25 protein-coding genes and 1 pseudogene are annotated in these 25,882 nt (G+C 70.2%); 13 read left to right on the top strand and 13 right to left on the bottom strand.

Annotated elements, in window-relative coordinates; all coding sequences use genetic code 11:
• Window positions 1-5: 5 nt before the first annotated feature.
• Window positions 6-1,358 carry an MFS transporter gene (locus IE275_RS35920; RefSeq protein WP_189716840.1) on the bottom strand — a complete coding sequence of 451 codons (1,353 nt, stop codon included), beginning with the start codon at window positions 1,356-1,358 and terminating at the stop codon, window positions 6-8.
• Window positions 1,359-1,769: 411 nt separating this feature from the next.
• Between IE275_RS35920 and IE275_RS35915 the strand changes: the two genes are divergently transcribed.
• From IE275_RS35915 to IE275_RS35905, 3 genes are all read left to right on the top strand, one after another.
• Window positions 1,770-2,351: a rhomboid family intramembrane serine protease gene (locus IE275_RS35915; RefSeq protein ID WP_229870945.1), complete on the top strand. Its 582-nt coding sequence runs from the start codon at window positions 1,770-1,772 to the stop codon at window positions 2,349-2,351.
• A 90-nt stretch (window positions 2,352-2,441) separates the two neighbouring features.
• Window positions 2,442-2,888: a MarR family winged helix-turn-helix transcriptional regulator gene (locus IE275_RS35910; protein WP_189716839.1), complete on the top strand. Its 447-nt coding sequence runs from the start codon at window positions 2,442-2,444 to the stop codon at window positions 2,886-2,888.
• A gap of 313 nt (window positions 2,889-3,201) precedes the next feature.
• The gene (locus tag IE275_RS35905; protein ID WP_189716838.1) at window positions 3,202-3,786 is read left to right on the top strand and encodes a hydrolase; all 585 of its coding nucleotides are present in this window, start codon (window positions 3,202-3,204) and stop codon (window positions 3,784-3,786) included.
• A 39-nt stretch (window positions 3,787-3,825) separates the two neighbouring features.
• Here the strand turns inward: IE275_RS35905 and IE275_RS35900 are convergent, their stop codons facing one another.
• The gene (locus tag IE275_RS35900; protein ID WP_189716837.1) at window positions 3,826-4,287 is read right to left on the bottom strand and encodes a carboxypeptidase regulatory-like domain-containing protein; all 462 of its coding nucleotides are present in this window, start codon (window positions 4,285-4,287) and stop codon (window positions 3,826-3,828) included.
• Between the two features lie 521 nt (window positions 4,288-4,808).
• Between IE275_RS35900 and IE275_RS35895 the strand changes: the two genes are divergently transcribed.
• Together IE275_RS35895 and IE275_RS35890 are read left to right on the top strand one after the other, a co-directional pair.
• Window positions 4,809-5,564, top strand: a complete 756-nt coding sequence (locus IE275_RS35895; RefSeq protein WP_189716836.1) for a hypothetical protein — start codon at window positions 4,809-4,811, stop codon at window positions 5,562-5,564.
• A gap of 40 nt (window positions 5,565-5,604) precedes the next feature.
• A complete protein-coding gene (locus IE275_RS35890; protein WP_189716835.1) occupies window positions 5,605-5,790 on the top strand; it encodes a hypothetical protein in 186 nt (61 codons plus the stop codon).
• Between the two features lie 176 nt (window positions 5,791-5,966).
• Here the strand turns inward: IE275_RS35890 and IE275_RS47300 are convergent.
• A pseudogene (locus IE275_RS47300) lies at window positions 5,967-6,047 on the bottom strand (hypothetical protein); the annotation flags it as partial.
• Between IE275_RS47300 and IE275_RS35880 the strand changes: the two are divergent.
• Window positions 6,046-6,681 carry an acyl-CoA dehydrogenase family protein gene (locus tag IE275_RS35880; RefSeq protein WP_189716834.1) on the top strand — a complete coding sequence of 212 codons (636 nt, stop codon included), beginning with the start codon at window positions 6,046-6,048 and terminating at the stop codon, window positions 6,679-6,681. The pseudogene IE275_RS47300 and the gene IE275_RS35880 sit on opposite strands and share 2 nt — an antisense overlap.
• A 123-nt stretch (window positions 6,682-6,804) precedes the next feature.
• Here IE275_RS35880 and IE275_RS35875 read toward each other — a convergent pair whose 3' ends face one another.
• Window positions 6,805-7,389 carry a winged helix-turn-helix transcriptional regulator gene (locus tag IE275_RS35875; RefSeq protein WP_189716833.1) on the bottom strand — a complete coding sequence of 195 codons (585 nt, stop codon included), beginning with the start codon at window positions 7,387-7,389 and terminating at the stop codon, window positions 6,805-6,807.
• 84 nt (window positions 7,390-7,473) lie between these two features.
• On the opposite strand from IE275_RS35875, the gene IE275_RS35870 reads away from it, so the two are divergent.
• Together IE275_RS35870 and IE275_RS35865 are read left to right on the top strand one after the other, a co-directional pair.
• A complete protein-coding gene (locus tag IE275_RS35870) occupies window positions 7,474-8,019 on the top strand; it encodes an SRPBCC family protein (protein ID WP_229870943.1) in 546 nt (181 codons plus the stop codon).
• Complete coding sequence (locus IE275_RS35865) at window positions 8,019-9,065, top strand: LLM class flavin-dependent oxidoreductase (protein WP_189716832.1); 1,047 nt, start codon at window positions 8,019-8,021, stop codon at window positions 9,063-9,065. Before IE275_RS35870 ends, IE275_RS35865 begins: the two co-directional genes overlap by 1 nt.
• A 340-nt stretch (window positions 9,066-9,405) precedes the next feature.
• On the opposite strand, the gene IE275_RS35860 is transcribed toward IE275_RS35865, so the two are convergent.
• The 4 genes from IE275_RS35860 to IE275_RS35845 all read right to left on the bottom strand — a co-directional run bounded on the left by IE275_RS35860 (window position 9,406) and on the right by IE275_RS35845 (window position 16,951).
• Window positions 9,406-10,494: an FUSC family protein gene (locus IE275_RS35860; RefSeq protein ID WP_189716831.1), complete on the bottom strand. Its 1,089-nt coding sequence runs from the start codon at window positions 10,492-10,494 to the stop codon at window positions 9,406-9,408.
• Window positions 10,495-11,209: 715 nt separating this feature from the next.
• Window positions 11,210-12,172: an LLM class flavin-dependent oxidoreductase gene (locus tag IE275_RS35855; RefSeq protein ID WP_189716830.1), complete on the bottom strand. Its 963-nt coding sequence runs from the start codon at window positions 12,170-12,172 to the stop codon at window positions 11,210-11,212.
• A gap of 123 nt (window positions 12,173-12,295) precedes the next feature.
• Complete coding sequence (locus IE275_RS35850) at window positions 12,296-13,498, bottom strand: hypothetical protein (protein ID WP_189716829.1); 1,203 nt, start codon at window positions 13,496-13,498, stop codon at window positions 12,296-12,298.
• Window positions 13,499-13,513: 15 nt separating this feature from the next.
• Window positions 13,514-16,951, bottom strand: coding sequence for a CHAT domain-containing protein (locus tag IE275_RS35845; protein ID WP_189716828.1), 3,438 nt, complete (start codon window positions 16,949-16,951; stop codon window positions 13,514-13,516).
• Window positions 16,952-17,362: 411 nt separating this feature from the next.
• Here IE275_RS35845 and IE275_RS35840 point away from each other — a divergent pair, with 411 nt between their 5' ends.
• Complete coding sequence (locus IE275_RS35840) at window positions 17,363-17,818, top strand: hypothetical protein (protein ID WP_189716827.1); 456 nt, start codon at window positions 17,363-17,365, stop codon at window positions 17,816-17,818.
• Between the two features lie 155 nt (window positions 17,819-17,973).
• Here IE275_RS35840 and IE275_RS35835 read toward each other — a convergent pair whose 3' ends face one another.
• Window positions 17,974-18,792, bottom strand: a complete 819-nt coding sequence (locus IE275_RS35835) for a class I SAM-dependent methyltransferase (protein WP_189716826.1) — start codon at window positions 18,790-18,792, stop codon at window positions 17,974-17,976.
• Window positions 18,793-19,005: 213 nt separating this feature from the next.
• Here IE275_RS35835 and IE275_RS35830 point away from each other — a divergent pair, with 213 nt between their 5' ends.
• Together IE275_RS35830 and IE275_RS35825 are read left to right on the top strand one after the other, a co-directional pair.
• A complete protein-coding gene (locus tag IE275_RS35830; RefSeq protein WP_189716825.1) occupies window positions 19,006-20,079 on the top strand; it encodes an NAD(P)H-dependent amine dehydrogenase family protein in 1,074 nt (357 codons plus the stop codon).
• A gap of 67 nt (window positions 20,080-20,146) precedes the next feature.
• Window positions 20,147-20,626, top strand: coding sequence for a carboxymuconolactone decarboxylase family protein (locus IE275_RS35825; protein ID WP_189716824.1), 480 nt, complete (start codon window positions 20,147-20,149; stop codon window positions 20,624-20,626).
• A 112-nt stretch (window positions 20,627-20,738) separates the two neighbouring features.
• Here the strand turns inward: IE275_RS35825 and IE275_RS35820 are convergent, their stop codons facing one another.
• The gene (locus IE275_RS35820; protein ID WP_189716823.1) at window positions 20,739-22,397 is read right to left on the bottom strand and encodes a GMC oxidoreductase; all 1,659 of its coding nucleotides are present in this window, start codon (window positions 22,395-22,397) and stop codon (window positions 20,739-20,741) included.
• Between the two features lie 207 nt (window positions 22,398-22,604).
• On the bottom strand, window positions 22,605-23,456 hold the full coding sequence (locus tag IE275_RS35815; protein WP_189716822.1) for a LysR family transcriptional regulator: 852 nt from the start codon (window positions 23,454-23,456) through the stop codon (window positions 22,605-22,607).
• 80 nt (window positions 23,457-23,536) lie between these two features.
• On the opposite strand from IE275_RS35815, the gene IE275_RS35810 reads away from it, so the two are divergent.
• Together IE275_RS35810 and IE275_RS35805 are read left to right on the top strand one after the other, a co-directional pair.
• Window positions 23,537-24,031 (top strand): cupin domain-containing protein, encoded by a 495-nt coding sequence (locus IE275_RS35810; RefSeq protein ID WP_189716821.1) that lies wholly within the window; start codon window positions 23,537-23,539, stop codon window positions 24,029-24,031.
• A 59-nt stretch (window positions 24,032-24,090) separates the two neighbouring features.
• A complete protein-coding gene (locus IE275_RS35805; RefSeq protein WP_189716820.1) occupies window positions 24,091-24,450 on the top strand; it encodes a DoxX family protein in 360 nt (119 codons plus the stop codon).
• 21 nt (window positions 24,451-24,471) lie between these two features.
• On the opposite strand, the gene IE275_RS35800 is transcribed toward IE275_RS35805, so the two are convergent.
• Both IE275_RS35800 and IE275_RS35795 read right to left on the bottom strand, forming a co-directional pair.
• Complete coding sequence (locus IE275_RS35800; protein ID WP_189716819.1) at window positions 24,472-25,071, bottom strand: YdcF family protein; 600 nt, start codon at window positions 25,069-25,071, stop codon at window positions 24,472-24,474.
• A 121-nt stretch (window positions 25,072-25,192) separates the two neighbouring features.
• Window positions 25,193-25,645: a phospholipase gene (locus IE275_RS35795; protein WP_189716818.1), complete on the bottom strand. Its 453-nt coding sequence runs from the start codon at window positions 25,643-25,645 to the stop codon at window positions 25,193-25,195.
• Between the last annotated feature and the right edge of the window lie 237 nt (window positions 25,646-25,882).

Below are 25,882 nucleotides of genomic sequence, written 5' to 3'. Positions count from 1 at the left end.
ATTGCCTACCGACGTGGAGTGTGTCGGGCCGTCGGAGGCCGACGGTCGGTGATCCCCGCGCTGCCGTCGGCCGTGTCTCGCCGGGCCGGAAGCGCTCGTCCCAGGCGTGCGAGCGGGGATGACGCCATCACCACCGGTGACAGCAGCATGCCTGTGGCCGTCACCAGGAGGCTGGTGCGCAGACCCCACGCCTGCGCGAGAAATCCGCCGAGCAGAGAACCGAGCGGTGTCAGCCCCATGCCGACGAACGTGATCGTCGCGGCCGCACGACCCTGCATCCCGGCAGGAGTGACGGCTTGGCGGACGGCCATGACCGTGACGTTCACCAACTGGCCCCCGGCCCCGAACACGAAGCTGACCGCGAGAAGCGTGGCGACCGTCGTCGCGGAGGGGCCGTGCAGCGCGGGTACGCACAGGAACGCGCCGTCACCGAGTGCCGCCGCATACACGAGCACGGCGCCGTACCCGACCCGGTCCGGCAGGCGGGCGGCCAGCAGCGAGCCCAACAGCGCACCCGGCCCCGCCGCCGCGAGAGCCAGTCCGACGACGGTGCCCGACAGGTGCAGTTGCCGCGGCAGGAAGAGCAGATAGACGGTCATCATGGCCGCGAAGGAGAACTGGAAGGCGGCCGAGGCCAGGCCCACGGCGCGCAGCGCGGTGTCGCCGGCGACGAAGCGCAGGCCCTCAAGAATCCGCCGCCATACCCGAGGGGGACGTTCCGGGCGCCCCGGGATCGATTCGGTTCGCCGGATCCGCCGGATCGACAGGAACGACAGCGCGAAGAACAAGGCGCTGGAGGCCGCGGCGATCGGCGCCGACAGCAGGGACACCAACGCACCGCCGAGGGCTGGACCGCCGATCTGCGCCGCGGACCGGCTGCCCTCGAGCGCGCTGTTGCCCCACACGAGCTGATCACGTTTCACCAGCCGTACGAGAGACGCCTGGTATGCCACGTCGAAGAACACGGACAGGGTCCCGACGGCGAAGGCGAGCGCGAGCAGGGCGGGCAGGCCGAGCCGGCCGAAGAGGCCGGCCACGGCGGCGGCGCCCAGGGCCAGGGCCCGGCCGGCATCCGTGAGCACCATCGTCGTACGGGTCCGCCACCCGTCCACCCACGCGCCGGCGAAGAGCGAGAGCAACAGGATCGGTGCCTGCCCCACCGCACGGAGGACACCCAACTGGCCGGCACCGGCGTCGAGCGTCAGGACGGCGAAGAGCGGCAGAACCACCAGACTTGCGTGTTCGCCGAACTGGGAGGCCGTCTGCCCCGTCCAGAGTCTGCGGAAGTCGGCGTCCCGCCACAGGCTCGACGGAACAGGCCGACCGGAGTCGGGTACAGCGGAGGAAGCGGACGGCACGGTGATCCCTTGGATTGCCGACAACGAGGCCCGGCGCCGAACACGCGAAAGGTGCACCGGCGATTCAGGCGGGAGAAGGCTCGCTGTGCCGCATCATCAAGCGCAGCACGCGATGACCGGCCGGTCACGGCCTACGACGTCAACGCGCGCTCGGACGACCGATCATGTCCCAGCTCCTCGTACGGCTCCTCGTGGGTCACTCGCCGCACCCGAACACTAGCTCTCGGTCGCCCGGTGCGAAAGGCGATTGATGGCCGCCGGGCGGGGCGGACACAGCCGTGTCTGCCGAGGCCGTGCGGCTGGAACCGGGCGAGTCGTCCCTGCGTTTGGTAGGAGGCAAGGGTATCGAAGGGGGTTGCTGTGGCGTTTGGATCGCACTTCGGTGCCGGATCGCGGAACGGACCGTACGGCGTGGAGCGCCCCGTGCCGCAGGAGCGGCGGGCGCGGGTCCGGGACGCGGCCGTGCTGGTCGTCGGCTGGGTCGCCCTGCTGTGGTTGCTGGAGGGCATCGACGCGGTCAGCGGGCATGCCCTGGACACCTTCGGCATCACGCCTCGCGAGGTCGGTGAGCTGGGCGACATCGTGCCCGCCGCGTTCCTGCACTTCGGGTTCGATCATGTCGCGGCGAACAGCTGGCCGCTGCTGGTCATGGGGTTCCTGGCCGCGCTGTCCGGGATCCGTCGCTTCCTCGCCGTCGTCGCCGTGATCATCCTGGTGAGCGGCCTCGGTGTCTGGCTCACGGCTCCGGCGCACTCCGTGACCGCGGGCGCGTCCGGGGTCGTCTTCGGCCTGTTCGGCCATCTCGTGACCCGGGGCTTCGTCGACCGCCGGATAGGTGACGTGCTCCTCGGCCTCCTCGTCGGTGTCGTCTACGGGGGCATCCTCTGGGGCGTTCTGCCCACGACGACCGGGGTCAGCTGGCAGGGGCATCTGTTCGGCGTCATCGGCGGGGTCGCGGCGGCGGTGGTGTTCCGGCGTCGGCGGGAGGTCTGAGCGGGCCGCCCGTACACCCCGGATTAATAGACAGGTAAAACTGAACAGTTTTACCTGGACAGTTGCGCCTGCTGGTTCTAGCGTGGCGGTATGCCACACATCTCCGACTCCGCGACCCGCGCGGCCCGCGACCTGCGGGTGGTGTTCAGCAGACTGCGACGCCGTATCCGCGAAGTCGCACGGGAGGAGGACGAAGGCGTTCTCACCCCCTCGCAGGAGTCGGCGCTCACCCTGGTGGGCAAGCACGGCGCCGCCACGGCCAGTGCCCTCGCCTCGGCCGAGGGCGTGCGCCCCCAGTCCATGGCGGCCACGCTGGCCGCACTCGACCAGCACGGGCTGATCCGCCGTGCCCCCGACCCCGCCGACGGCCGCCGCCAACTCGTCACACTGACCGACACGGGCCGTGCCCGGATCGAAGGCAACCGCCAGGCGCGCGAGGAGTGGCTGGCCCGCGCCTTCCAGGACCGCTTCACCGAGGATGAACGGCGGACGGTTCTCACCGCGCTGGAACTGCTGGAACGGCTGTCGCAGCCCTGACACCGATACGCCAGGGCCGCGGCGCGACCGACGCCGACCTGGCGGACGGACGCGCTCGCACCCGCACCGGTCGTACTGATCGCGGCCCAGGGCGCTGCGCCCGTGCGACACCTCCGCGGCGTGGCCGGCGGCCCGTGCGGCTGGTCCCGCCGCACCGACAGATCCGGACCGCGGCACGGCACGGCCCTGCTCGGCCCTGCTCATCCCGTCGGCCCGGTCGCGAGCGCGGTCGACTCCGCGCCGCTGCCGGCGACCACCCTGCCGTACCGTTCACCCGGCGGTCGGCTCACCCACGAAAGGCCTGATCCACCCCATGTCCCTCACCACCCTCGACCCGCGCACCGCCCTCGTCGCCATCGACCTCCAGAACGGCATCGTCGGTATGCCCGTCGAGCCGCACCCCGCTGCGGACGTCGTTGCCCGCACCGCCGAACTCGCCGACGCCTTCCGCTCCCACGGCCTGCCCGTCGTTCTGGTCAGGGTCTCCTTCGCCGCCGACTGGGCCGACGCCGTCCCCGGCCGCACCGAGCGCCAGGCCCGTGGCCTGACCTTTCCGGACGGCTGGGACGTCATCGTCGACGAACTGTCCGGCCACCCCGGCGACATCCACGTCACCAAGCACAACTGGAACGCCTTCCACGGCACCGACCTCGACGTGCAGCTCCGCCGACGCGGCGTCACCCAGATCGTGCTGACGGGCATCGCCACCAGCATCGGCGTCGAGTCCACCGCCCGCGCCGCCTACGAGCACGGCTACCACGTCACCCTGGCCACCGACGCCATGGCCGACGGCGACGCCGAGGCCCACCGGGGCAGCGTCGAACGCGTCTTCCCGCGCCTCGGCGAATCGGGCACCGCGGCCGACATCCTGGAACTGCTCGACAAGACCCGCGACTGACCGGCACTCCCGGCGCCTCCGCAAGCCCGTCCGGGCCCCTTACTCGGGGGCCCGGAAGTGTTCGATGAGCCGTAGCTGCAATTCCTGAAGAACCCTGCTCGTCAGCTTGAGACCGGCCAGCCGGGAGGCCGCCGCTCGGGCGTACTCGGCGTTCCGCCCGGTTTCCGCCCATGCACCGGCGGCGAAGAGGTATCCACTCAGGGCGTCCACCGCCGATGCCTCGTCGGCGCCGTGGCCGGTGGCGAGGAGATACCGGTCCAGGGCGACCTTGTCGCTCGCCGCCACGTTCGCCACCACCGACGGATGCCAGTCCTCGGCGTTGGTCAGCGTGGGACGGGTGTCGAACCGGACGGTGACCAGGTCTTCCGCGGGGACCGCCAGGTCGTACCGTCCTTCGGAGTCCGTGTGGGTGTGGTCGACGACGATCCCGTCGCGATGGACGCTGACTTCGATCAGGGGGACCGGTTGCCGGTCGGTGACGCTTCGCACGTGCCCGTACACGAGAATCTCCGTATCGGTGGGCGGCGTTGTGCCGGACTTGTGGGGCGCCCACCGCTCGGCCGATGCACTCGGCATCCTCCGCCGCCCGTACCTTCCAGTCTGTGCCGGGCGGCAGCCGACTGCCACTCGGGAGAAGCGCGTCGATCGGTGCGGGCCGAGGGACCTGGCGCGGAGCGATGCGGTGGGCGAAGGTCCGTCAACTCCCGTGCCGGCGCGTCACGTCGGTTCACTTGAAGGCTGAACCAAGGACGGTATGGGGGCAACTTGCGGCATCGCGACGTGCGTTGCCCGGGACGGCGTGATCGCTTCCGGACTGCGGGCGGCGCGTGGTGGGGATAGCCTGGTACCGAGGCGTATTCAGGAGCACCGATGCACCGTCGGTCTTCACACGGTGTCGAACGGGACCCGTCACATCCTCGTCGGACTGTCGACGGACCGCTGACGGACTACTGACGCACCGCTCGACGCCACCTGCCTGCCTTGCTCGCCTTCGAATTCCCCTCATGTGCGGGAGCGACGCCATGGACCTGTTGCCGGTCGAGATCAAGGTCAATGTCGAGGGTGACGTGGCTGCGGCACTGGCGGCCCTCGGCGGGTCGCATGGACCGATGACGAGGCGTCGCATCTGGTTCGCCGAAGACCGGGACGGTGTCGAGGAGGGGCACGTGCCACTCCTGGAAGACGGCGTGATCGTGCGCTTCCGGATCGGTGGGAAGTCGGACGACCTGACCGTCAAGTTGCGCCCCTGTGAGCGGAAGTCGCTGGTCGGCCGGTTCTCCGCGCCCTTCGAGGTGGAACCGATCACCTACAAGATCGAGGACGACTGGTCGGCGAACGGCCATGTGCTGGCCGCCTCCTTGGTGCGCGATCACAAGCCGGGGACCCTGTTGGGCGCGGTCCAACAAGGAGCTGACGCTGCCGCGCCGATCGACGCGGTGCAGCACCAGTTCGTGCACGCCTGCGCGCCCCCTGCCCGGCTCGACGGACTGGTCGCGCTGGGGCCGATCCTCTCGACGAAGGTCGACGACGTTCCGCTCGGCGACCTGGAGGTGGACCTGGAAGCGTGGTCGGTCGCAGGTCTGGAGTTCCTGGAGGCCTCGATCCGGGTGAAGCCCAAGGACGAGGACGACGCCGAGGAGTTCGCCGCGCGGGCCGAGCGCAAGCAGCGAAAGCTGCGGGACGCGGTGACGGAGCGCGGGGTGACGCTCTCCGAGGACCCCGAGAGCAAGACCCGGCGCGTCCTCCTCGCCTTGGCGGGGGCCGGGGTGCGGAGCTGAGGGGTCGTGCATCCATGGCCGCTCCGCCAGGTGGTCCTCGATGGTCCGCTCCACGGTCCTGCCGGAGCCCGCGTGCTGCTGCCCGTACTCGTCGTCGGTCAGCGGCCGCTGTGCGGGTACAGGTGTCGGGAAGGTGGTCGTAGGCCTGGTGGACCGCCGCGCGCCCGGCCTCCAACGCGGTTTCGAGGAGGTCGCCCTCGCGTGCGAGGCGGCCGACCGGCGGTGAGTCAGGGGCGGGGCGGATCGAGACGATCGCCGAGTCGTCTGCCAGCCGGGCGTCATCCTCCGCCAACGGGTCTCGCGGTCGAGGAACACCCGGCGCAAGGCCTCGGGTTCACGGCGCAGGTACTCGCTGGTCAGCAACTTCACGACCGTGGCCTGGGGGCCGGGCTCGTGTCCGTCGACGAGCCGGGTGGCCAACCGCAGGCTCTGGCAGCGCAGTTGCTCGACCTGGACGTGGCACCAGGCGAGACGCTGTCGGATGTCGGGGTCGTCCTCCAGCCCACGGGAGACGGTCGTCGGCCGTCACCGGCCCGACGCGCTGCGTCTGGAGGGCGGCAGGGTGAGCGGGTCGCTGACGGCCGTGCCGTACGGCCGGGACGCCGACGTTCTGGTGGCCGTGGCGGGCGGGGCACTGGTGTCGCTACGACTGGACCGGCCCGGCATGGAGCGGACGGCCCGAGACGGACTGAACGTCGTGGAACGGGTCGCCGCGATCGAACTGACCTCCGTCGACGCCCACGTACTCGGACCGGGTGAGTTCGGCGGCCGGACGCTCGCGGCGGTCCGCACGCTGTTCGCGGCGGAACTGGTGGGCCTGGCGGGACAGTGCGTGGACTCGGCGGTGAGCCACGCCAAGGAACGGCGTCAGTTCGGGCGCCCGATCGGCTCGTTCCAGGCGGTCAAGCACACCCTGGCCGACCGGCACGCCCAGGTCGACGCCGCGCGACTGCTGCTGCACTGGGCGGCGGCGACCGGTGATCCGCACGCCGCCGGCCTCGCCGTACAGGCGGCCGGAGATGTCGCCGACGCGGCGAGCGCCGACAACCTGCAAACACACGGCGGTATGGGTTTCACCTGGGAGGCGAGCGCGCACGTCCTGCTCAAGCGGGCATGAGCCCGCCGTGCGCTGCTCGGCACGTCCGCCCGGCAGCTGGACGCCATCGCGGACCGCCTCCTCGCGAGCCGGACGGACTGACGGACCTTCTGGCCCGGAGCCGGGTCCCGGCCCGGTGCGGGGTCAGTCCGCTGCCGTCGCCGGCTCGGCCGGCTCCTTCGGCTTGGCTGTCGTCGTCGGCTCGTCCGGCTTCGCTGCCGTCGCCGGCTCGTCCAGCTTGAATCGGCGTCTGATGTCCGGGCGGTCGAGGAGTTTCGCCGGGTAGCCGGGGCCGGGGCGCGGGGTGACGTCCTCCCAGGCGAGCGGTTCCTTGCAGTGGGAGCACACCACTTCGCCGTGGGCGTCGTGGCCGCAGGTCTCGTGCCGGGTGATCACCGGCGGCCCCGCCTCGTCCGCCAGCCAGCGGTCGCCCCAGTCCGTCATGGCGAGGATCACGCCGAAGAAGTCACGGCCGGACTCGGTCAGCAGGTACTCGTGGCGGACCGGCTGGGTCTCGTACACATGCTTTTCGAGCAGCCCCGCATCCACGAGCCTGCGGAGCCGCTCCGACAGGGTGTTGCGGGCGATGCCCAGCTCCTGCTGGAACTCGTCGAACCGGCGGATCCCGTAGAACGCCTCCCTGAGCACCAGGGGGGTCCACCAGTCGCCGAGCAGGTCCATGGTCCTGGCCACCGAGCAGGGCCAGTTCGCGAACGACGTACGCCTCATGCCCCGATGGTACGAGTCTTTCGACGAAACTCAGCAGACAGCAGGGTGTCCAGGTCTTGCGCCAGTGAGTCTTAATAAGCAACTATGCAGGTCGCAGAGGGAGAGGAGTTCGAGGTCATGGAGTGGACGGGACAGGTCTACGCGGACACGCCCACCGTCTCCGCCGAGGCGTACGTCGACGCGCCCCCGGAGTGCCTGTGGGGCTATGTCAGCGACATCCATCTGATGCCCAGGCTCAGCGCCGAGCTGAAGCACGTCGAATGGCTGGACGGCGCGACCGGCCCGCGGCCCGGGAACCGGTTCCTCGGGCGCAGTACCCACCCCGCGCTGGGCAACTGGGAGACGGTCAGCACGGTCGTGGACTGCGAGGAGCCGCGGTCCTTCGCCTGGGCCGTGGGCGACCCCGCCCACCCGATGAGCCTGTGGCGGTTCACGCTGCGCCCGCGGGGGGCGGGCACGCTGCTGGAGCAGTGGGCACAGCTGGGACCGGACCGGTCCGGGCTGAGTGTGGCGATCGAGGCGATGCCGGACAAGGAACAGAAGATCGTGTTCGTGCGGATGCGTGAGTTCGAGACCGGCATCAGGTCCAACCTCGCCGCCGTCAAGGAACTGGCCGAACGGGAGAAGTGATGCGCACCGCCACCACCATCGAAGCCTCCGGCGGCGCCTGGGGCGAGATCGTCGACTTCGTCCTGGAGGCCGAGAAGCTGGGCCTGGACATCTGCTGGGTGGCCGAGGCCTGGGGCAGTGACGCACCCTCGCCGCTGGGCTATCTGGCCGGCCGCACCGAGCGGATCCTGCTCGGCTCCGGGGTCATCCAGCTCGGCACCCGTTCCCCGGTCACCGTCGCGCAGACCGCGATGACCCTCGCCCACCTCTCGGGCGGCCGCTTCCGCCTCGGGCTGGGAGCCTCGGGGCCGCAGGTCATCGAGGGTCTGCACGGGATACCGTTCGCGCGGCCGCTGACCCGGATGCGGGAGACCGTCGAGATCATCCGCGGCGCCTTCGCCGGCGAGAAGATCGACTTCCGGGGCCGGCAGTACGCCATCCCGCTGCCCGACGGCGAGGGCCGCCCGATGCGGCTCAGTGTGGAGCCGGTGCGGGTGCCGGTCTACCTGGCCACCCTGTCGCCGAAGATGCTCGAACTCACCGGTGAGATCGCCGACGGCTGGCTGGGCACCAGCTTCGTGCCCGAGGGCGCCGACGCCTACTTCACCCACCTGGACGCCGGGCTCGCCCGGGCCGGCCGTACCCGCGCCGACCTCGACGTCTGCCAGGGCGCCGAGATCAACATCGTCTCCGACGAGGGCCGGCTGGCCGAGGTCGTCGGCAGCCGCAAGAAGGAACTGGCGTTCTCCCTGGGCGGTATGGGCTCGGGGTCCACCAACTTCTACAACAACGCCTACAGTCGCCAGGGCTGGGCCGACGTCGCCGCCCGGATCCATGAACGCTGGCAGGCCGGAGACCGCGACGGCGCCACCGCCCTGGTCACCGACGAGATGGTCCTGGCCACCACCCTGATCGGCACCGAGGACATGGTCCGCGACCGGCTCAAGGACTGGGACGCCGCCGGCGTGGACACCGTCCGTCTCTACCCGGCCGGCGACACCCTCGAAGCGCGACTGGACAACCTCGGGCGGGGCATCGACCTCGTCCGCTCCCTCGGCTCGCGGTAGGTGTCCGCCTCTGGTCGACGGCATCCCCGGCATGCGCGGCGTCCACGCGGGGCGACTGCGCGACGCCCACCAGGTCGAGGCATGTTCCAGCGGTCGTCCGGGCAGAGGCATGCGCCGTACGAGTGGGGCGTCCTCAAGGCCGTCGGATGACGTCCGTCGGCCCCACTGCCCCGGGGGGATGGGGCGTGGGGCCGACGTGTGCTCGGGCGGCCGGGGGGAGGGCACTGACCCGAGCTGTAATGACCGGCTGCCCGCGGTTCGGGGTTGTATGCGTGTCGGTTCGATGGGTACTTCGCGTGCGGCGAGGTCGTAGCCGGCGCTGCGGCGACGCGGACTGGGGTCATCGGCCGGTGAACTGTGCTCGGCGATAGTCGTCGAGTGTGTCGAGAACGAGCAGCAGGATGCCGTGAAACAGGCTGTCGTAAGGGTCGGTGGGGGCAGGCGGCCCGTGCCGCCGGTCGATCTCCCGGGCCTTGGCGATCAGCTCTGTGGGGTCGGTGCCGCCCAGCGCGCAGGTCATTGCGTGTCGCACGGCGTCCAGCAAGGGGTCAGGGCTCTCCGAGGGGTGACCGGCAGGGGATTGGGCTGGTCGGGCCGGTCGGGCTGCCGGGGGTCTGCCCGCGGCTTGCAGCTGTGCGCTCAGGCAGTGCAGGGGAGCCGCGGTGCGTTCGGCGAGGTGGATGCGGTGTCCGACCTCGTCGAGCGTCGTGGGGGAGCGGCGGAGTACCACGTTCCAGCGGAGCGCCTGCCGGGCCCGGCGCAGGTCCCGTCCGAGGTCGTGGGGCTGGTGCCACAGACCCTCGGCCTCCCCTACCGCTGCTTCCTGTGGGAGCGGCGGTAGGTCGGGGTGGCCTCCGAGGTCCTTCAGCAGGTGGTCGAGGCGGTCGCGGTACGTGTCGAGCCGGCCCGCGAGGACGTCGCGCGGGTCGGGGGGCCACAGGACGGGGGCGAGGAGGACGACCACCGCGATACCGACCAGGTTCTCCAGGATGCGCTGTTCCGGGTAACCGGAGACGGGCACACCGAAGACGAGGACGGCGCTGACGAGCACCTGCTGGCTGGGGGCACCGTCGATGCGCAGCAGGATGCTGCCGAGGTATCCGGCGCTCATCACGAGAGCGAGGGAGAGGGTGGAGACGGGAAGGAGGCGCAGGGCGAGCGCCGCGATGCCCACACCGAGCAGGACGCTGCCCAGGCGGTAGAGCCCGAGCCTGGGCGCCCACAGCGGGATCCCGGACAGTGTGAACACCGCAGGCAGCACGGCGGCGATGGGGGCACGGTTGATGCCCAGCACGACCGCCAGGTACCAGGACAGCGTGGCGCACACCACCATGCGGGCGCCGCCTCGCACCTCCAGCACGGTGATGTGGTGCAGTCCGCCGAGCACCGGACGACCGCGGCGGCCGAGGACGTTCATGGCCGCCGGCATCGCGCCATCCAGCCGGAAGCTCCTCCCTCGCACGGCGGCACGAGCGCACTCCCCTCCTACGGTGATGAGACCCGACCAGATTACGAGCCGCCCTCGCGCCCGCAGGCTTGTGCGGGACGTGTGTCCTGCCCGGAGGCGAGGCGGGAAACCGACAGGGGACGTCGAGCCCGCAGCGAAGTGTGAGTGGTCCGGTCGAGGATGGAGCGGACCGGGGCGGACCGGGGTGGACCGGGGCGGCCCTCTACTGTGTCGCGTCATGACGGTCCTGATCATCGGCGGCCTGCGGTCCGAGCATGTACGCATGGTTCACGACGTCGCGTCCGGCGCCCGGAACGGCGGCCCACAGCGCGCTTCCCGGAGGCCTGGACATCCGCCTCGACAGCCGCGCCACCCAGCGCAAGCTGCACACCACCTTGCGAGGCGCCCGTCAGTTCCTTGCCGTGGGAGGTGTACGAGCCTGTGAACCGTAGGCGTCGGAGCGCGGCGGCGTCTGTGATTCCCAGCCGGAGGCTCGTTGAGCTTCTGTCACCGGGGAGGGCCTTCGCCGCAGTGTCAGGGGGTGACGTGCTCGACTCGGGCAGAGGGCGGCGGCCCTGCCTGCCAGACGACGGCCCGCCTGCCGGTGGCTCGGCTCTCCTCGCCGCGGCCCCAGCGCCTTCTCTCGAACTCGACGACGTCAGCCGCGCCCGGTGGCACTGTGCCGATCCGCTGACGACTACGGGGCGACGAGCTCGTAGGACCGGAGGCGGTCCTCGACTCCGTAGACGGGCGTGACGAGCATGAGCTCGTCCGCCCCCGTGGCCTCGACGAGCCGGGTGAGGCGCTGCCGCACGGTTTCCGGAGTGCCGTAGGCCTGTTGTGCACGGAAGCCGGCCAGGGCCTTCCGCTCTTCGTCGGTGAACGGGTGCTCGGCCGCCTGCGCGGGTGTGGGGAAGGCGAGGTCGCCGCGGCCTTGGAGGAGCGCCGCCTTGACGACGTTCATGGGCCCGGCGAGCCGGTCCGCCTCCTCCCGCGTGGCAGCGCAGACCGTCTCCACGCACAGCAGGACTCGCGGGCCGGGGCACCAGCGCGAAGGCTTGAAGTCGGTGCGGTATCGGTCGATCGCCGCTGTGGTGTTGTCGGGCCGGATGTGGTGCGCGAACGCCGCCGGCAGGCCGAGTGCGGCGGCGAGCGCGGCACCTGCCGGACTGGAGACCAGCAGCCACGGTTCGGGCAGGGCGCCGAGGACCACTTCATCGACCAGGTACTCCAGCGTGGCCGTCAGATCGGCCCGGTACTCGTCGTCCGTGACGGGCCCCGCCCCGCGCCTGAGCGCACGAGCGGTCGGCTCGTGCAGCGTGCCCGGCCCGCGACCGATTCCGAGGTCGATGCGATCCGGGTGCAACGCGGCGAGTGTGCCGAACTGTTCGGCCAGCATGATGGGAGCGTGGTTGGGTGCGAGGACGCCCCCGGAACCCAGCCGGACGGACGACGTGGCCGCGGCGGCGTGAGCGATCAGTACGACGGGCGGGAACGCGCCGATCGCCGGTGAATGGTGATGCTCGGCGTACCAGAGCCGCCGGAAGCCGAGCGCTTCGATCTTCCGGGCGACCGCGGTCGTGTCCCGCAGGGTGTCGACGGGGTCGGTGTCGGTCTGGACCATCGCGACTTCGAGCACGGAGAGCGGCACGGCCATCATGTGATCATTATGATCCAACAGGTCTGACCACGCCGCGTTTTTCCGCCCGGAGGCACTTCACCGTTCCGCGGACACCGTCGAGGTGACGGAGGGTCATTCCCTGAACGCCCAGCCCGTTCGTGTTCAGCAGAGCGGCGCCGACCGGTCCTGGCGCATGACGTCGCCGATGACCGAAGCGACATGGGGGAGGTCCCAGTAGGCCGAATGGGTCCACATGCCGTTGCTGGCCCGGTGGTTGACGGGAACGTCCACCGGAGCGGTGCCGTCGTGCAGCCGGAAGACCTTGGAAGCGGCGAAGGCGAGCACGTCCAGGGGCTCCCAGAGATTGGTCCAGTTCCGGAGGGAAGCCGGCAGATGCACGGGCGCGCCGCCCCCGTACGGGGCCAGTTGCCCGCCCCTGGGATCGCACACGTGGAAGAACGCCGCCTGGGAGCCGAACGTGACCAGCGAATCCGTCCACAAGGGCGTGTCGGCGGTGGCCATGTCGACGGCGATCACACCGCCCAGGCTGTGGGCGGCGATACGCACCGGACGGTCGGGGCCGCGTCCCAGGTCGGGGTCCACCTCGTCGATGACCTGACGTACGCGGGCGTGGACGGCAGCCTGGTGGCGCTGGTAGACGAGCACGTCGCCGAGGAAGCGTGTGGTGCCCGGCCCGAACCGGCTCCGCACCGCGTGATTCAGGCGCGCGCCCACGGCCTGAACGGCCGCGCCCGCGACGCGGTCCAGGTCGGTGAGCCGGCGTCGCACCAGAGAACGCAGGCGGCTTTCGTTGTCGGCTCCCGCGCCTCGCAGTCCGGCGTACGCGTCGTCCCAGTCCCCTGCGGCCTCGTCCAGGAGCGCGTGCGCCAGAGCGCGCCCGGTCTCGGTCAGCAACCGCGCATCGTCGGTACGGCAGAGCCACTCGGTGTCGGCCCAGGCAGTGCGTACGTACTCGATGATCCGGTCGGGATCGAGGTGGTGGCCGCCACCACCAAGGTCCCGCAGGCCCCCGTCTCCGTCCTCGTCCCCGTCGTCGTCCTGCGCGTCGAGACCATCCCGTACGGCGGCCTCGACGTGCGCCAACTGGTGTGCCTCGTCGCGAACTTGAGTGAACACGGGCGCGAGTGCCGGCGGCTCCGATCCCGGGGCGTCGCGCAGGGTTTCCCCGTCGGAGCGTTGGGTGGGCAGCGCGGCGTCGATGAACTGCTCCCGCGCGCCCAGGTCACCCCAGTGGACGGGCACCATGTCCACACCGGCCGCCGCGGAGAGCGACGAGACGACCGAGGTGAACTCCTCGCGGTTGCGCTGGGCGACGCCATGGATGACGAAGACCGGATCCTTCACGTGGCTGACTCCTGTTCATACGGTGGTGTGCGCTGTGGCGGCAGGGCTGCCGTACACGGCGTAGGCCAGCCATGTGGGATCACCGCCGTGCAGATCACGGATCGTCCGCCGGGCGGCCAGCGAGGCATGGCCCAGTGGCTGCCCGTTGGCGATCAACTCGTCGTAGAAGGCCTCGGCGAACTGCAGAGCGGACTGGGACCGAACGGGCCAGAGTGTGCCGACGAAGGCACCTGCCCCCGCGTTGAGGAACTGCGGCGCCCACCCCAGGCTTTCGCCGAACCAGTCGATCTCGCCCGCGCTGCGGCAGGCGTTGAAGAACACGAGAGGCCGATGGGGCCGCAGGGTGCGCAACTGGGCCGCCGAGGCCAGGTCGATGGGGTCGAAGGGGCCGTCGGCCATGGTCACGCAGGAGCCGCTGCCCGTGAACGCGTTGTGGCAGGCGAAATGGAGCAGGCCGGCATGCCCGTCCTCGATCAGCGCGGTCAGCTTCGCCCGTTCGGTCAGCACACCGGCGTCGGCCACCCCGGACCCCAACCGGACGCGCAGGGAGGCCACTTCCATGCTCGCGTCGACGGGGGAACCCGGCGGGACGACGAACGCCACGCCCGGCAGACTGAGGCTGCGGACCCTGTCCTGGCCGAACACCCGGCGTACGACCGGAAGCCACTCGGCCAGGAATCCTCTGTCCTCACGCCCTTCGTTCAACGGATAGAGCAGCTCCCAGGGGATGATGTCGTGCTCGCCGAGGACGGTGAAGGCCGTGACACGATCGACTTCGTCCCAGAACTGGCTCTGGACAGCCTGAGGAACCGCTGAAGTCCACAGCTGTACGCCATGATTGCGCAGCCGGTCGCGCAGCCGCCGCGCCTCCCGTTCGCCGCCGTCGGCCGTGGCGTCCCTTGCGGCCTTCCTCAACTCGGAGTAGATCTGCTCGGTGGCCTTGCGCGAGTTGCCGGCGAAATGAATGATCTCCGGCGGGTGGAATGCCTCGCCGATCAGTTGGAAGCTGAACGTGCCGGCCGTCTCGTCCCTGAGGACCTGGAGCGTGACCTCCCCGGGGTCGAAGGCCATGGACGGCAGCGGAGCGTGGCGCTGCGGACCGTCCCGCGTGACGCTGCCGTGCCCCACCGAGATCTGACAGGTCACCTCTCCGAGGAACGTGCCGCCGCGGTAGGCCCGCACGGTCACCTTGTGCAGCCCCGGCCTCGGAGCCTTCAGCCGGAACAGCAGCACATCCGAATCCCGGCCGGGCGCGACATGCAGTTCCTGTTGCAGCTCGTCGAGGACCACCAGACCCGGAGCATGGAGGGTGACCAGCACCTGGGCACCCTCACGGGGGACGAAGAAGGAGCGCAGTTCCACGCCCGTTCCCCGGGGACCGGCGCGGACGATCTGCACATGCAGGGGTACCTCCCGCCCTGGCGAGGTCTGCTCGGCCAGCTCCGCGACCAGCCACCGCGGCTCGGTCGCATCACCGTCGGTGCCTCGGGCCTCGGGCTCGGGCCTGACCTGCCCCTGCGGCCGGAGATCGTGATGCGTGGAGGGGGAGGGGGTACTCCCGCCGACCGAGGGGGCGGGTGGCTCGTCCACCCACGCCCATGCCCGGTGCCGCTCTCCGCTGCCGTGCCGCTCCATGTGCCCGCTGAGCACGGCGCCCGACTCCACGGCCACCCGCTGGTCCAGCTTGGAAGGGCCCTTGAGCCGGTACCGCTCCCGCATCTGGGCGAGGACGCCCGCAACGCCCAGTGCCATCAGGACATAGAGAGCGAAGTACGCCGGCTCGAACGCCGTTGGGCCCGAGCCCTGAGGTGTGATCGGCACGGAGAACTGGGACTGTACGAGCAGTTGGGCGCCGTCGGTGATGTCCGCGACGACGAGGGTGCTGGCAAGCTCCAGCCCGTCACGGAGGCGGTCGCCGAAGGCGTCTGCGGGTGCGACCTGGATCGTGACTCTTCGTCTGCTTCGTTCGCCGGGCTGGACCACGATCTCGTCCGGGGTGACCGAGAGCAGTTCCGGAAGGAGGTCGGAGAGGGACAGACGTAAGCGGCGTGGGGTGTCGGCGGAGTTGCTGAGCGTCAGCGTGGCGGCGATCCTGCCGCCAGGACGGCTTTTGGGGCGCGTCGGCAGATCGAGTCCGATGTCGACGGGCGGTGCGACAGTCGCGACCTGAGTGCTCAGACTGCCGGTCTCGGCCGTCAGGCCCGGGGCCGTCAGGGTGGTGCTCACCTTCAGTGCCCCTGCCGCGCTCTTCGGGATCACGACGGTGCCGGTGAAGAAGCCGTCGCCGGCCTTGGTGTCGGGTCCCTCACCGTTGTCGCCGAGGCCGATGGCCCGCGGGGAGAAGCCGTTCCCGGTCAGCTCACCGATCACCCGCAGTCCCGCGTAATCGCGTGGGTCGCTGATCGCGTAGCCCTCGCGGGTCTGGAGCCGTACGGTCACCGTGGCCTTCTCGCCGGCCTGAGGCGCGGCCGGTTCCATGGCGATGGCGTCGCGCAGCTCGCCCTGCCACAGTGCGCTGACGGTGACGGGCAGCGAGCGGTGGCCTTCCGGAGCCTCGGCCCGCACTCTCCAGGTGCCGGGCAGCGGGTCGACGATCCTCAGGGTCTCCACGGTGCCGGAGCCGCCCGCCAGGTCGACGCTGGAGTCCTTGTACGTTCCGGAGGCGGGGACCTTGCGGCCGACGGGGTCGATGTAGGTGATCCGCACGTCGGGGTCGCCCTTGTCGACGACGATGCTGCCGATGGTCGCGAGCGGCGAGACGTCGATGCTCGAGGTGACGGGCGGCCGCCGGCCGGGGCCCACCTCGTGGCGCAGGCAGCGCGCGCCGGCGAACATCCGCTCCAGCGTGGTGCCGATGTCCTTCGCCGAGGAGACCGTGTAGGCCTTCGGGACGGCGGAGGGCAGTTCGGCGCAGCCCTTCCGGTGGCTGCCGGCGGCGATCTGGTCGAGCTGGCTCCTGTCCGTGTCGGGGCCGAAGCCCAACGGCCAGATCTGGACCTTCTGCGCTTCGGCCTCCTTCACCGCCAGCGCCAACTGCCGTGCGCCTTCGGTCTCGCGGTGCGCGGGGTCGCCGTACGCGGGGCTTTCGCTGACGTCCATCCTGCCGTCGGTCAGCAGAAACAGCACACGAGGCCGGGAGGTGTCGGTGCCGGCGGTCAGATCGCTCACGCCTTGCCGAATGGCGCTCGCCAGATCGGTACCGGTGCCATCGGTCCTCTCGCGGCCCCCCAGCGCGTCCAGGCAGTCGCCGATGCGCTCGCGTCCCGCCGCGTCCAGGGTGATGCGCGGACAGGCGGCGTCGACCGCACTCCCACCGGGGCGGTCGGCGGAGGCGAAGCCGAAGATCGTGATCTCCGACGATGTGGAGAGGTCACCCAGTGCGATGCGCTGGGCGGCGGCCATCTCGGCCGCCGTGTCCTCAGGCGTGACGCTGCCCGACTCGTCCACCGCCACGGCGTAGTTGATCGCCGGTACCGCTGGTTCCGCGTCGGCCGCCGGAACCGGATCCTGACTGGCCGGAGCCGGTAGGGAAAGGAATACCGCGGTGCCGGCCAGCAACGAGACCAGACCGCGGCGTATTCCGCTTCTTCCGGGTCGCCGCGCCCCCGTGACCCTTCCCACGGCCGTCCCCCAAGTCTTCGAGCCCGTCGGATCGGCTCCGCGTCCCCGGGTCGACAGCGGTGGTGCCTCTGCGTCTCGCTGAGCCCGGCGCGTCAGTTTGCCCTACAGATCCGCTCGGTGACCCACGGTTCGACAACGAGCACCCTCTCGGGTGACGTGACCGTCTCGAAGGACCGTTCTCACCTGTCGCCGGCCCGCCCACAACGACCTACTCGTCGGGCGACAGTCCCTTATGTTGTGACGATGGAGTTGATGGCCCTCGCGAGCACCCTGGTCGGCGGTGCGATAGCCACGGTTTCGGCAGGCTTCCTCGACCGTCGGCGTTGGAGGCGCGACCGGATCGACCAGCGGACCGAGGCGCGGCGCGTCCTCTACGGCAACTATCTCGCGGCGCTGTCCCAGGCCAGACTCACCTTCAGCCGCCTGTCGAGAGACATGGACGCGTCCAACGCGGAGCGCAGAAAGGCCGCTTGGGACGCCTTTGACCCCTGCTCCGGGTTCCGCCACCAGATGACGATCTCCGCGGCCAGGGCCGTCGTCGAGCCGTCCGAGGATCTGTACCGCACACTGCGTGACCTCCGGAACGCCGTTGCCGAGGGGCTCCTCCTCGAAGGCGGCGACTACGCGGAACATCGCGCCCGATACGACGTCGCACTTGATGCGCTGCGAGCCGCCATGCGGGACGATCTCGAAGCATGACCGTGGCGCCCGGCAGGGCGTGGCCGAGATGTCGCCGGACTCCATGCGGCCGCCCTCTTCGTCCGGCCGACGAGGAGTCCCCGCAACGACCGAAGATCACGCGGTGGCCGCTCCCTCATGCGGCCAGGGCTCCGCCGCGACGGACGCGGTCCGGTTCACCGCACCCGGGCGAGGAAGAGATCGCTGAAATGCTCCATGTGGATTTCGCCGCCGTGGGTCTCCAGGACGCGGGCAGTCTCGGCGAGAAGGTGCTCGCGCCGATCCGAGGGCAGGACGCGACAGCGCGAGAGCGAGGCCAGGTATCCCAGATAGCGGTCGGTGTCGTAGTGCCGGACCTGCCTGTACCGGACGGCGCGCAGGTCGGTGAACCGCCCGTCGCGGCGGCATTCCTCCTCGGGCCAGCCGGGCAGTCCGGCCCAGTTCCCGGGTGTATCGCCGTAGGACGACGCCATTGCGCCGTGCGGCGTACCGGTGATCCCGTGGCGGCCGTCGACCTCGGCCAGGGCTGCGTGCAGCTCCGCATCCCGGACCCCCTGCGGGTTCCAGAACAGTGCCACCGCGCCGCCCGGCGCGAGGACATCGTGGGCCAGGTCCCAACGCCGCTCCGGGTCCACCCAGTGCCAGGACGTCGCGGCGAACAGCAGGCCGAAGCGGCGGCCGCCCGGCTCCCACTCCTCGAAGCTGCGGGCATGAACGCTGACCCCCGGACAGTCCGCGGTGTTGCGGCGCAGTACCTCCGCCATGCGCGGATCGGGTTCGATGCACAGCAGCGTCGTACCCGCCGCGGCGAACGGCACCGTGGCCTTGCCGGTCCCCGCGCCGACCTCCACCGCCGCCCGCTCGCCCAGAGCCGCGTACGCGAGCACGTCCGCGACCAGGGCGTCCGCATACCCCGGGCGGGTGGCATCGTAGAGTTCGGCCACCTCCCCGAACACCTGACTGCGTGCCATGTCGGCCTGCTCCTGTGCGGACATGCGCATTCCTCACTTCCCTGATCGGCGGACGGTCACGACTGAACGTGAATCGGTGATGGAGAGGGGGGACCGGGATCCGTGGTGTGTGCTCACACCCCCTCAAGTTTCCTTCGTGCCAGCGCACTTGAGCAGCGTGGCGGCATACCGGAACACACCGTGCGAGGTGGGTGCAGGAGTATAGAAACTGACGACTCGTCAGGTTACGCTGCGCGCATGATTTCCACGGTGGTCTGGGGTACCGGCAACGTCGGCCGCGCGGCGATCCGTGCGGTCGAGGCGCATCCGGCGCTCGATCTCGCGGCCGTGCTCGTCCACGACCCCGACAAGGTCGGGCGCGACGCGGGCCGACTCGGCGATCTCGGCCGGGGCCTGGACGTCGCGGCGACCGACGACATCGACGCCGTGCTGGCCGCGCGTCCCCGAGCGGTGGTGTACGCGGCGACGGGCGACATCCGGCCCGACGAGGCGCTGGCCGACATCGGCAGGGCGATCCGCAGCGGTGCCGTGGTCGTCACTCCGGCGCTCTATCCGCTCTACGACCAGCGCAACGCCCCACCCGAGTTCCGTGAACCCGTGCTCGCCGCGATCGCGGACGGCGGCGGGTCGCTGTTCGTCTCCGGTGTCGACCCCGGCTGGGGCAACGACGTGCTGCCCCTGCTGATCAGCGGCCTGGGCACGGTCGTCGACGCCATCCGCTGCCAGGAGATCTTCGACTACTCCACGTACGAGCAGGAGGAGTCGGTGCGGTATCTGGTCGGGATGGGGCAGCCGATGGACTACGAGCCGCTGATGCTCGCCCCGTCGATCCCGACGATGGTGTGGGGCGGGCAGATACGGCTGATGGCCAGGGCCCTCGGCGTCGAACTCGACGAGATCCGCGAGACCTTGCAGCGCCGGGCGCTGGACGCGACCGTGAGCACCCGGACGATGGGCGAGTTCGAGGCGGGCACCCAGGGTGCGGTCCGCTTCGAGGTGCAGGGTGTCGTCGAGGGTGAACCCCGCATCGTCATCGAGCACGTCACCCGCATCCACCCGTCCTGCGCACCGGACTGGCCGCAACCGCCGAACGGCGACGGGGCCCATCGCGTGATCATCGAGGGCCGTCCGCGTATCGAGGTCACCGTCGAGGCGACCGACGAGGGCGACAACCGGTCGGCGGGCGGGAACGCCACGGCGGTCGGGCGACTGGTCGGCGCCATCGAGTGGCTCGTGGACGCGGAGCCCGGACTGTACGACGCCCTCGACGTCCCGCTGCGGCCCGCGGTCGGAAGGCTCGGCGGGAAGTGACGCCGACACCCCAGGACGCGTGTCCCTTCGCCGGCCGAGGCCAGGCGCGTACCCGAAGGAGTCCCCGATGAACGTCGACATCCCCGAAGGCAAGCACCCGATCGAGCACGTGTGGGGCGACATGGTCCCCGGCATCGGACCCGCCGCCGCGAACTTCTCGCTGGCCGTCTACGCCCATACCACCCTGGGCTTGCGTGAGTTCGAGGCCGCGCGGCTGCGGATCGCGCAGATCAACGGCTGTCTGTTCTGCCTCGACTGGCGGACCGAGCGGGACGGGCTCAAGGTCGAGGAGGAGTTCGCCGACGCGGTGGCCGAGTGGCGGACCACGGACGCCTTCGACGAGCGCACCCGCCTGGCCGCCGAGTACGCGGAGCGGTACGTCCTCGACCACCACAACCTCGATGAGGAGTTCTGGGACCGGATGACCGCGCACTACAGCCAGCCCGAGATCGTGGAGCTGACCATGAGCCTCGGCTCGTGGCTGGCGTTCGGACGGCTCAACCGGGTGCTGGGGCTCGACGCGATGTGCGTGCTGCCGGGGCACTGAGCGGGTCCGGGGCCGTCCGGCGAGTCCGGGCGGCCCCGTTTTCGTTCCCCTCGCGGTTTCGCCCCGGGGCGGGGTCGGTTCGCTTCGGGCGGTGCACGCGCTCGGGTCGCCGCTACAGGTCCGCCGCGATGATCGCTTCGATGTTGCGTTCGGCGAGCGCTGTGATGGTGACGAACGGATTGACGCTGGTGTTGCCCGGGATGAGCGCGCCGTCGATGACGTACAGGCCCGGATGTCCGTGCAGACGGCCGTAGTTGTCCGTCGCCTTGTTGAGCACCGCGCCCCCGAGGGGGTGGTACGTGAGGTGGTCGCCCCAGATCTTGTAGACGCCGAAGAGGTCGGTGCGGTAGATCGTCCCCTCCTTGGCATTGATCTTGTCGAAGATCGTCTTGGCCATGTCGATGGACGGCTGCTTCCAGGCGGTCTGCCAGTTGAGGTCGACCTTGCCCGTGGCCGCGTTCCAGGAGAACTGGGCGCGGTTGGGGTTCTTGGTGATCGACAGATAGAACGAGGCGAAGGTCTCGATTCCGGTGGGCAGCGGTGCGACCTCGGCGAACGCGCCGCCCGCGGCCCAGTTGTCGATGCCGGAGCACGGGATGGACGACTGCACGGCGCCGGTGGGGTCCCACAGATGGTTGGCGCGGCCGCACATCACATTGCCGTTGTCGCCCCAGCCCTTGCCGACCTCGCTGTTGAGGCCCGGCAGCGCGCCCGTGGCCTTGAGCTTGACCAGGAGCTTGCTCGTGCCGACGCTGCCGGCCGCGAAGAACACCCGGTCCGCGGTGACGGTCTTGGTGGCGGTGGCGCTGCCCACGGTGTCGAGCTGCTCGATGACGACCGTGTAGCCGCCTCCTGTTGCCGGGGCGACCGAAGTGACCTTGTGCAGGGGTGAGATGGTGACCCGTCCGGTGGCCCTCGCCTGGGCGAGGTAGGTTTTCTGCAGGGACTTCTTGCCATAGTTGTTGCCATAGAGGATCTCGCCCGCGAGCGCGGACTTGGGTACGGTCCCGGCGGCCTCCTGTTCCATGTAGTCCCAGTCGTACACGTCGGGCACGAAGACGAACGGGAAGCCTGAACGCTGGGCGTGCTTACGGCCGACCCGGGCGTACTGGTAGCAGTCGGCGGTCTCGAACCACGTCGGGTCGACCGTGGCGACCCCGAGGCCCGCGTTGGCGCGCGGGTAGTAGACGGAGTACATCTCGTCGGCGTCGACCGACGGCAGGACGGCGCCGAAGTTCTCCCGCTTCGGAGTGACCGCCATACCTCCGTTGACCAGCGAGCCACCGCCGACGCCGCGGCCCTGGTAGACGATGATGCCGCCCATCTCCTCGGCGTCCAGGATTCCGGTGTAACGCGGGACGTCCTTGTCGATGGGGAAGCCGAGGAAGTTGCTGAGAGGCTGCTTCGTCCGGGTGCGCAGCCAGTAGGACCGGTAGTCGGGGCTCGTCGTGTTGGCGAAGATCTTGCCGTCCGACCCGGGCGTGTCCCAGGCCATGCCCATCTCGACCATGTGGACGTCGACACCCGCCTGGGCCAGGCGCAGAGCGGCCACGGAGCCGCCGTATCCGGTGCCGATCACGAGGACGGGGACGTGCGCCCCCGGTTCGATCACCGCGGCCGCGGTCGCGGCGTGGGCAGGGATCACATGCGCGGCGAGCGCGGCCGACCCCAGAAGAGAACCAGTTCCAGTGATGAATCTTCGACGAGACACGCCCCTCGGGCGGGCCCCACGTGCAGGGTCATCGTTCACAAGCGGCTCCTCACTCTTCATAGAGTGAAACGGGTTCTACTGGCACCCTCGTGAGAAGTCACGCCATACCCTGAGGTAACTTTCAAACGATCACATACGGGGCATCGAGTACACCGTGCGATGACCGGTGCACGGCTGGAGATCGATCAGCTCTCGCCCGAACCGGGTGCGCCCAGGCCTTCTCCGGCATCGACGGCGTCCTTCCGGATGCGGCGGAGGGCCAGGTGATCAGTGACCGTACGCGGCCGTCGCCATCTCGACGAACGGCCGGATCAACGGGTTGGTGTCACCCTCGTTCCACACCGCCACCACTCGGCTCGGCGCCATGTCGATCAGCGGTACCGCGGTCAGCTCCGCGGGCAGGTCGTGGCCGAGCGGGGCCAGGCCGACGGTGCCGTTCCACAGCACGGCTTGCAGGCATTCCTGGACGGCGCGCACCACGGGGCCCTCGCGCGGCTCGCCGCCGTTCCAGTACGACTGCCAGATCGGGTCGGTTCCCTGCGGGAACTGGAACCAGCGGCGGTCGCCCAGGTCTGCCAACAGCAGGTGTCCGCGGCGGGCCAGCGGATCGTCGGCGCGCAGCACGACGCCCACCGGATCGCTACGCAGTTCGCGCACGGTCAGGGCGGTCTCGTTGAACGGCGCCCGAGTCAGGGCGACATCGACCAGCCCGGCGCGCAGTCCGCAGGTCGGGTCGGTCAGGTCGGTGTCACGGATGCGGACGTCGATTCCGGGGTGACTTCGACGGTAGGCGGCGGCCAGCCTCGTCGCCCCGGGGTCGGTGCTGTCGCCCAGGATGCCCACGGTGATGGTCGCGACGCCGGCCGCCGCGGTCACGCGTGCGCGGAGGCGGTCGGCCTGGTCGAGCAGGGCCCGCGCCTCGGCCAGCAGCACTGCGCCCACCGGTGTGAGCGCGACGCCGGAAGGCGAGCGGGTGAACAACAGGGCACCGACCTCGGTCTCCAACTGCTTGATCGCCCGGCTCAGCGGCGGCTGGCTCATGTGCAGTCGGGCGGCGGCCCGGCCGAAGTGGAGTTCCTCGGCGACCGCCACGAAGTAGCGCAGGGTGCGTAGCTCCATGCTGCGACGATACCCACACGGTATGGGCATCGCGGAACAGGTCTTGGACAGCCGCAGGGCCCGGGCTGTGCACTCGGGGCATGAACGACGAATCCACGACCGGTGGACCGCAGGGCCACCCCGCCGTATCGGTGGTAGGCCCCGACGAGGGCGAAACGATCGTCCTGGGCACCACGCGCATGCGCGTCCTCGAAGACGGCAGCCATACCGGACACCGCCTCGGAATCGCCGAGTCCGTCCTCGCCCCGCACACCCCCGGACCGCCGCAGCACCGCCACGCCCAGCAAGACGAGGGCTTCTACATCGTCTCCGGCACGGTGCGGTTCACCGTCGGGGACAAGGAGTACGACGCCACCACGGGCACGCTCGTGATGGTCCCGCCGGGCGTCCCCCACACCTTCGCCAACCTGACCGACCAACCCGCCGTCATGCTCAGCACGTTCACCCCCGACCTGTACGTGCAGTACTTCCGAGACCTGCAGAACGTCATCGCCGGTGGCCGGCCCCTGACGCCGCAGGCCGGCATCGAGGTGATGAGCCGCTACGCGACCGAACCCGCCACCGACCTCACCTGAAGCCGGCGGAACGACATCGCCCGACGGGTCACGTGCAGTCGCTGACGCGGAGAGGAATCATGAACATCGCATACTGGATCGTCGCCGGACTCCTTGCCCTCTTCTACATCTATTCGGGCGCGATGAAGGTGATCCGCAGTCGCGATCGACTTCGCCCGATGATGGCCTGGGTCGACCGCATCCCCCTGCCCGCCGTCCGGGCGCTGGGGGCGCTCGAAATACTCGGTGCGACGGGGCTGATCCTGCCGCCACTGACCGGAACCGCAGCCTGGCTGGCACCGGCCGCGGCCCTGGGGCTCGTGCTCCTGCAGATCGGCGCGATCGCCGTCCACCTGACCGGCGAGGACCGCCGGATCACCCTCAATGTCGGGCTCATCGCCACCGCGGCCGTGACTGCATGGCTGGCCACCATCTGGTGATGCCGGCGCGGCAGCGGCTGTCTACCCCGTGCCCCTCCGTTCGCCGGCTGTGAGACCGCGGAGTGTCCAGAGGCCGTACAGGGCCAGCAGTGGTTTGACGATCGTCCACTCGCCGGGGCGGTAGTCGTCCGCACGAACGAGTCTGTCGGCGAGATCAGGGCGCTGCCGCCGCAAGTACGCGCGGGCCTTGAGCGCGTGAGCCGGCTGGGAGACGATCTTGATGCGGTCGATGTCCTCGAGCACCGGGATCACGTTCGTGATGTTCTCCCAGGTCGTCCCGCTTCGGTCTTCGAGGACCAGGGGGCCCTTGAAGGCGAGCACCGATTTCGCGTAGTCGGCCATCAACTGTGCTTCCGCGATGGCGTTGTCGGTCGCACCGCCGCTGAAGATCACGCGAGTGCCCCGCGGATCGTCGGCGCCGATGGAGCGGACTCCGGCACGGACTCGCCAGCGGTTGACGAGGTTCGCCGACGCCTGGGGGTTCCGGAATCCCAGGACGACCACGGCCTCGGCCGGGCCCTCCGCGTTCCCCACGAGGGCCCGGGACCAGCGCCAGTTCACCCACTCGCCCCAGGCGAGGGCCGCCGCCCCGGCCAGTGCCACGCCTGTCCTTCGTCGCATGCGGCGACTCTAGGGCACCTCGGCAGTGGACGGCGAAGGCGGCGGCCGCGCTGGAAGCGGCGGATCCCGCAAGGAGTTGAGAGTGACTGTCGGATGTGGCCGACGGCTCATCACCAACGGTTCAGCCGAGCGCGTTGACCGCCTGGTAGTAGGTCCAGGCCGTGCTGTTGCAGCTGGATTTGGTCGCGCCGCTGTAGGCGGCGCAGACGCGCTTGAGGTCTTCGTAGAAGGCGCTGTCCAGGCGGGACTTGTTGGCGTCGAAGGCGCCGGCGGCCTTGTAGTTGCGGTAGCCGAAGTCGTGGCGGGCGCATGAGGTGGCGAACGGGAAGCCGAAGGGGTTGTCCGGTGACGAGGAGCAGTAGTCGGTGGACCAGTCGAACGCGTACGCCGACCAGGCGCCCTGGTTCGCGCGTGCGGCCACCCAGGTGTTGTAGCTGGAGGCGGTGGTCTGGGTCCAGTTGGAGAGGACTTGGGGTTTGTCGGCAGGGGCGGCGCTTGCGGCTGTGGCGGTTGCGGTGACGGTGGCCAGAGCCACCGCCGAGGCGGCAAGGCAGGTGGCGAGTCTTCGGTGCATCCCACACCTCCAGGACGCTGCGGCGCGCCCGTCGGGCCGCAGGTTCATGACAAGAATGGTCGGCGTCGCGACCCCCCTTGCCTAGTGTCTGGAGTCCAACAATCAATTAAATGGACGGAGTTGAAGGGGTGCCCTTCATGGCTGCGACCATCATGACTGGCTATGGCTTGATATGTTCCATGGCGCCGCTCGGCCCGCCCCCGGGCGTCCCTCTCAGCGTGGGTCGGTGATCTCCGG

Source organism: Streptomyces phaeofaciens, from assembly GCF_014648915.1.
GTDB lineage: Bacteria > Actinomycetota > Actinomycetes > Streptomycetales > Streptomycetaceae > Streptomyces > Streptomyces phaeofaciens.
This window is presented reverse-complemented; position numbering and strand designations above follow the sequence as displayed.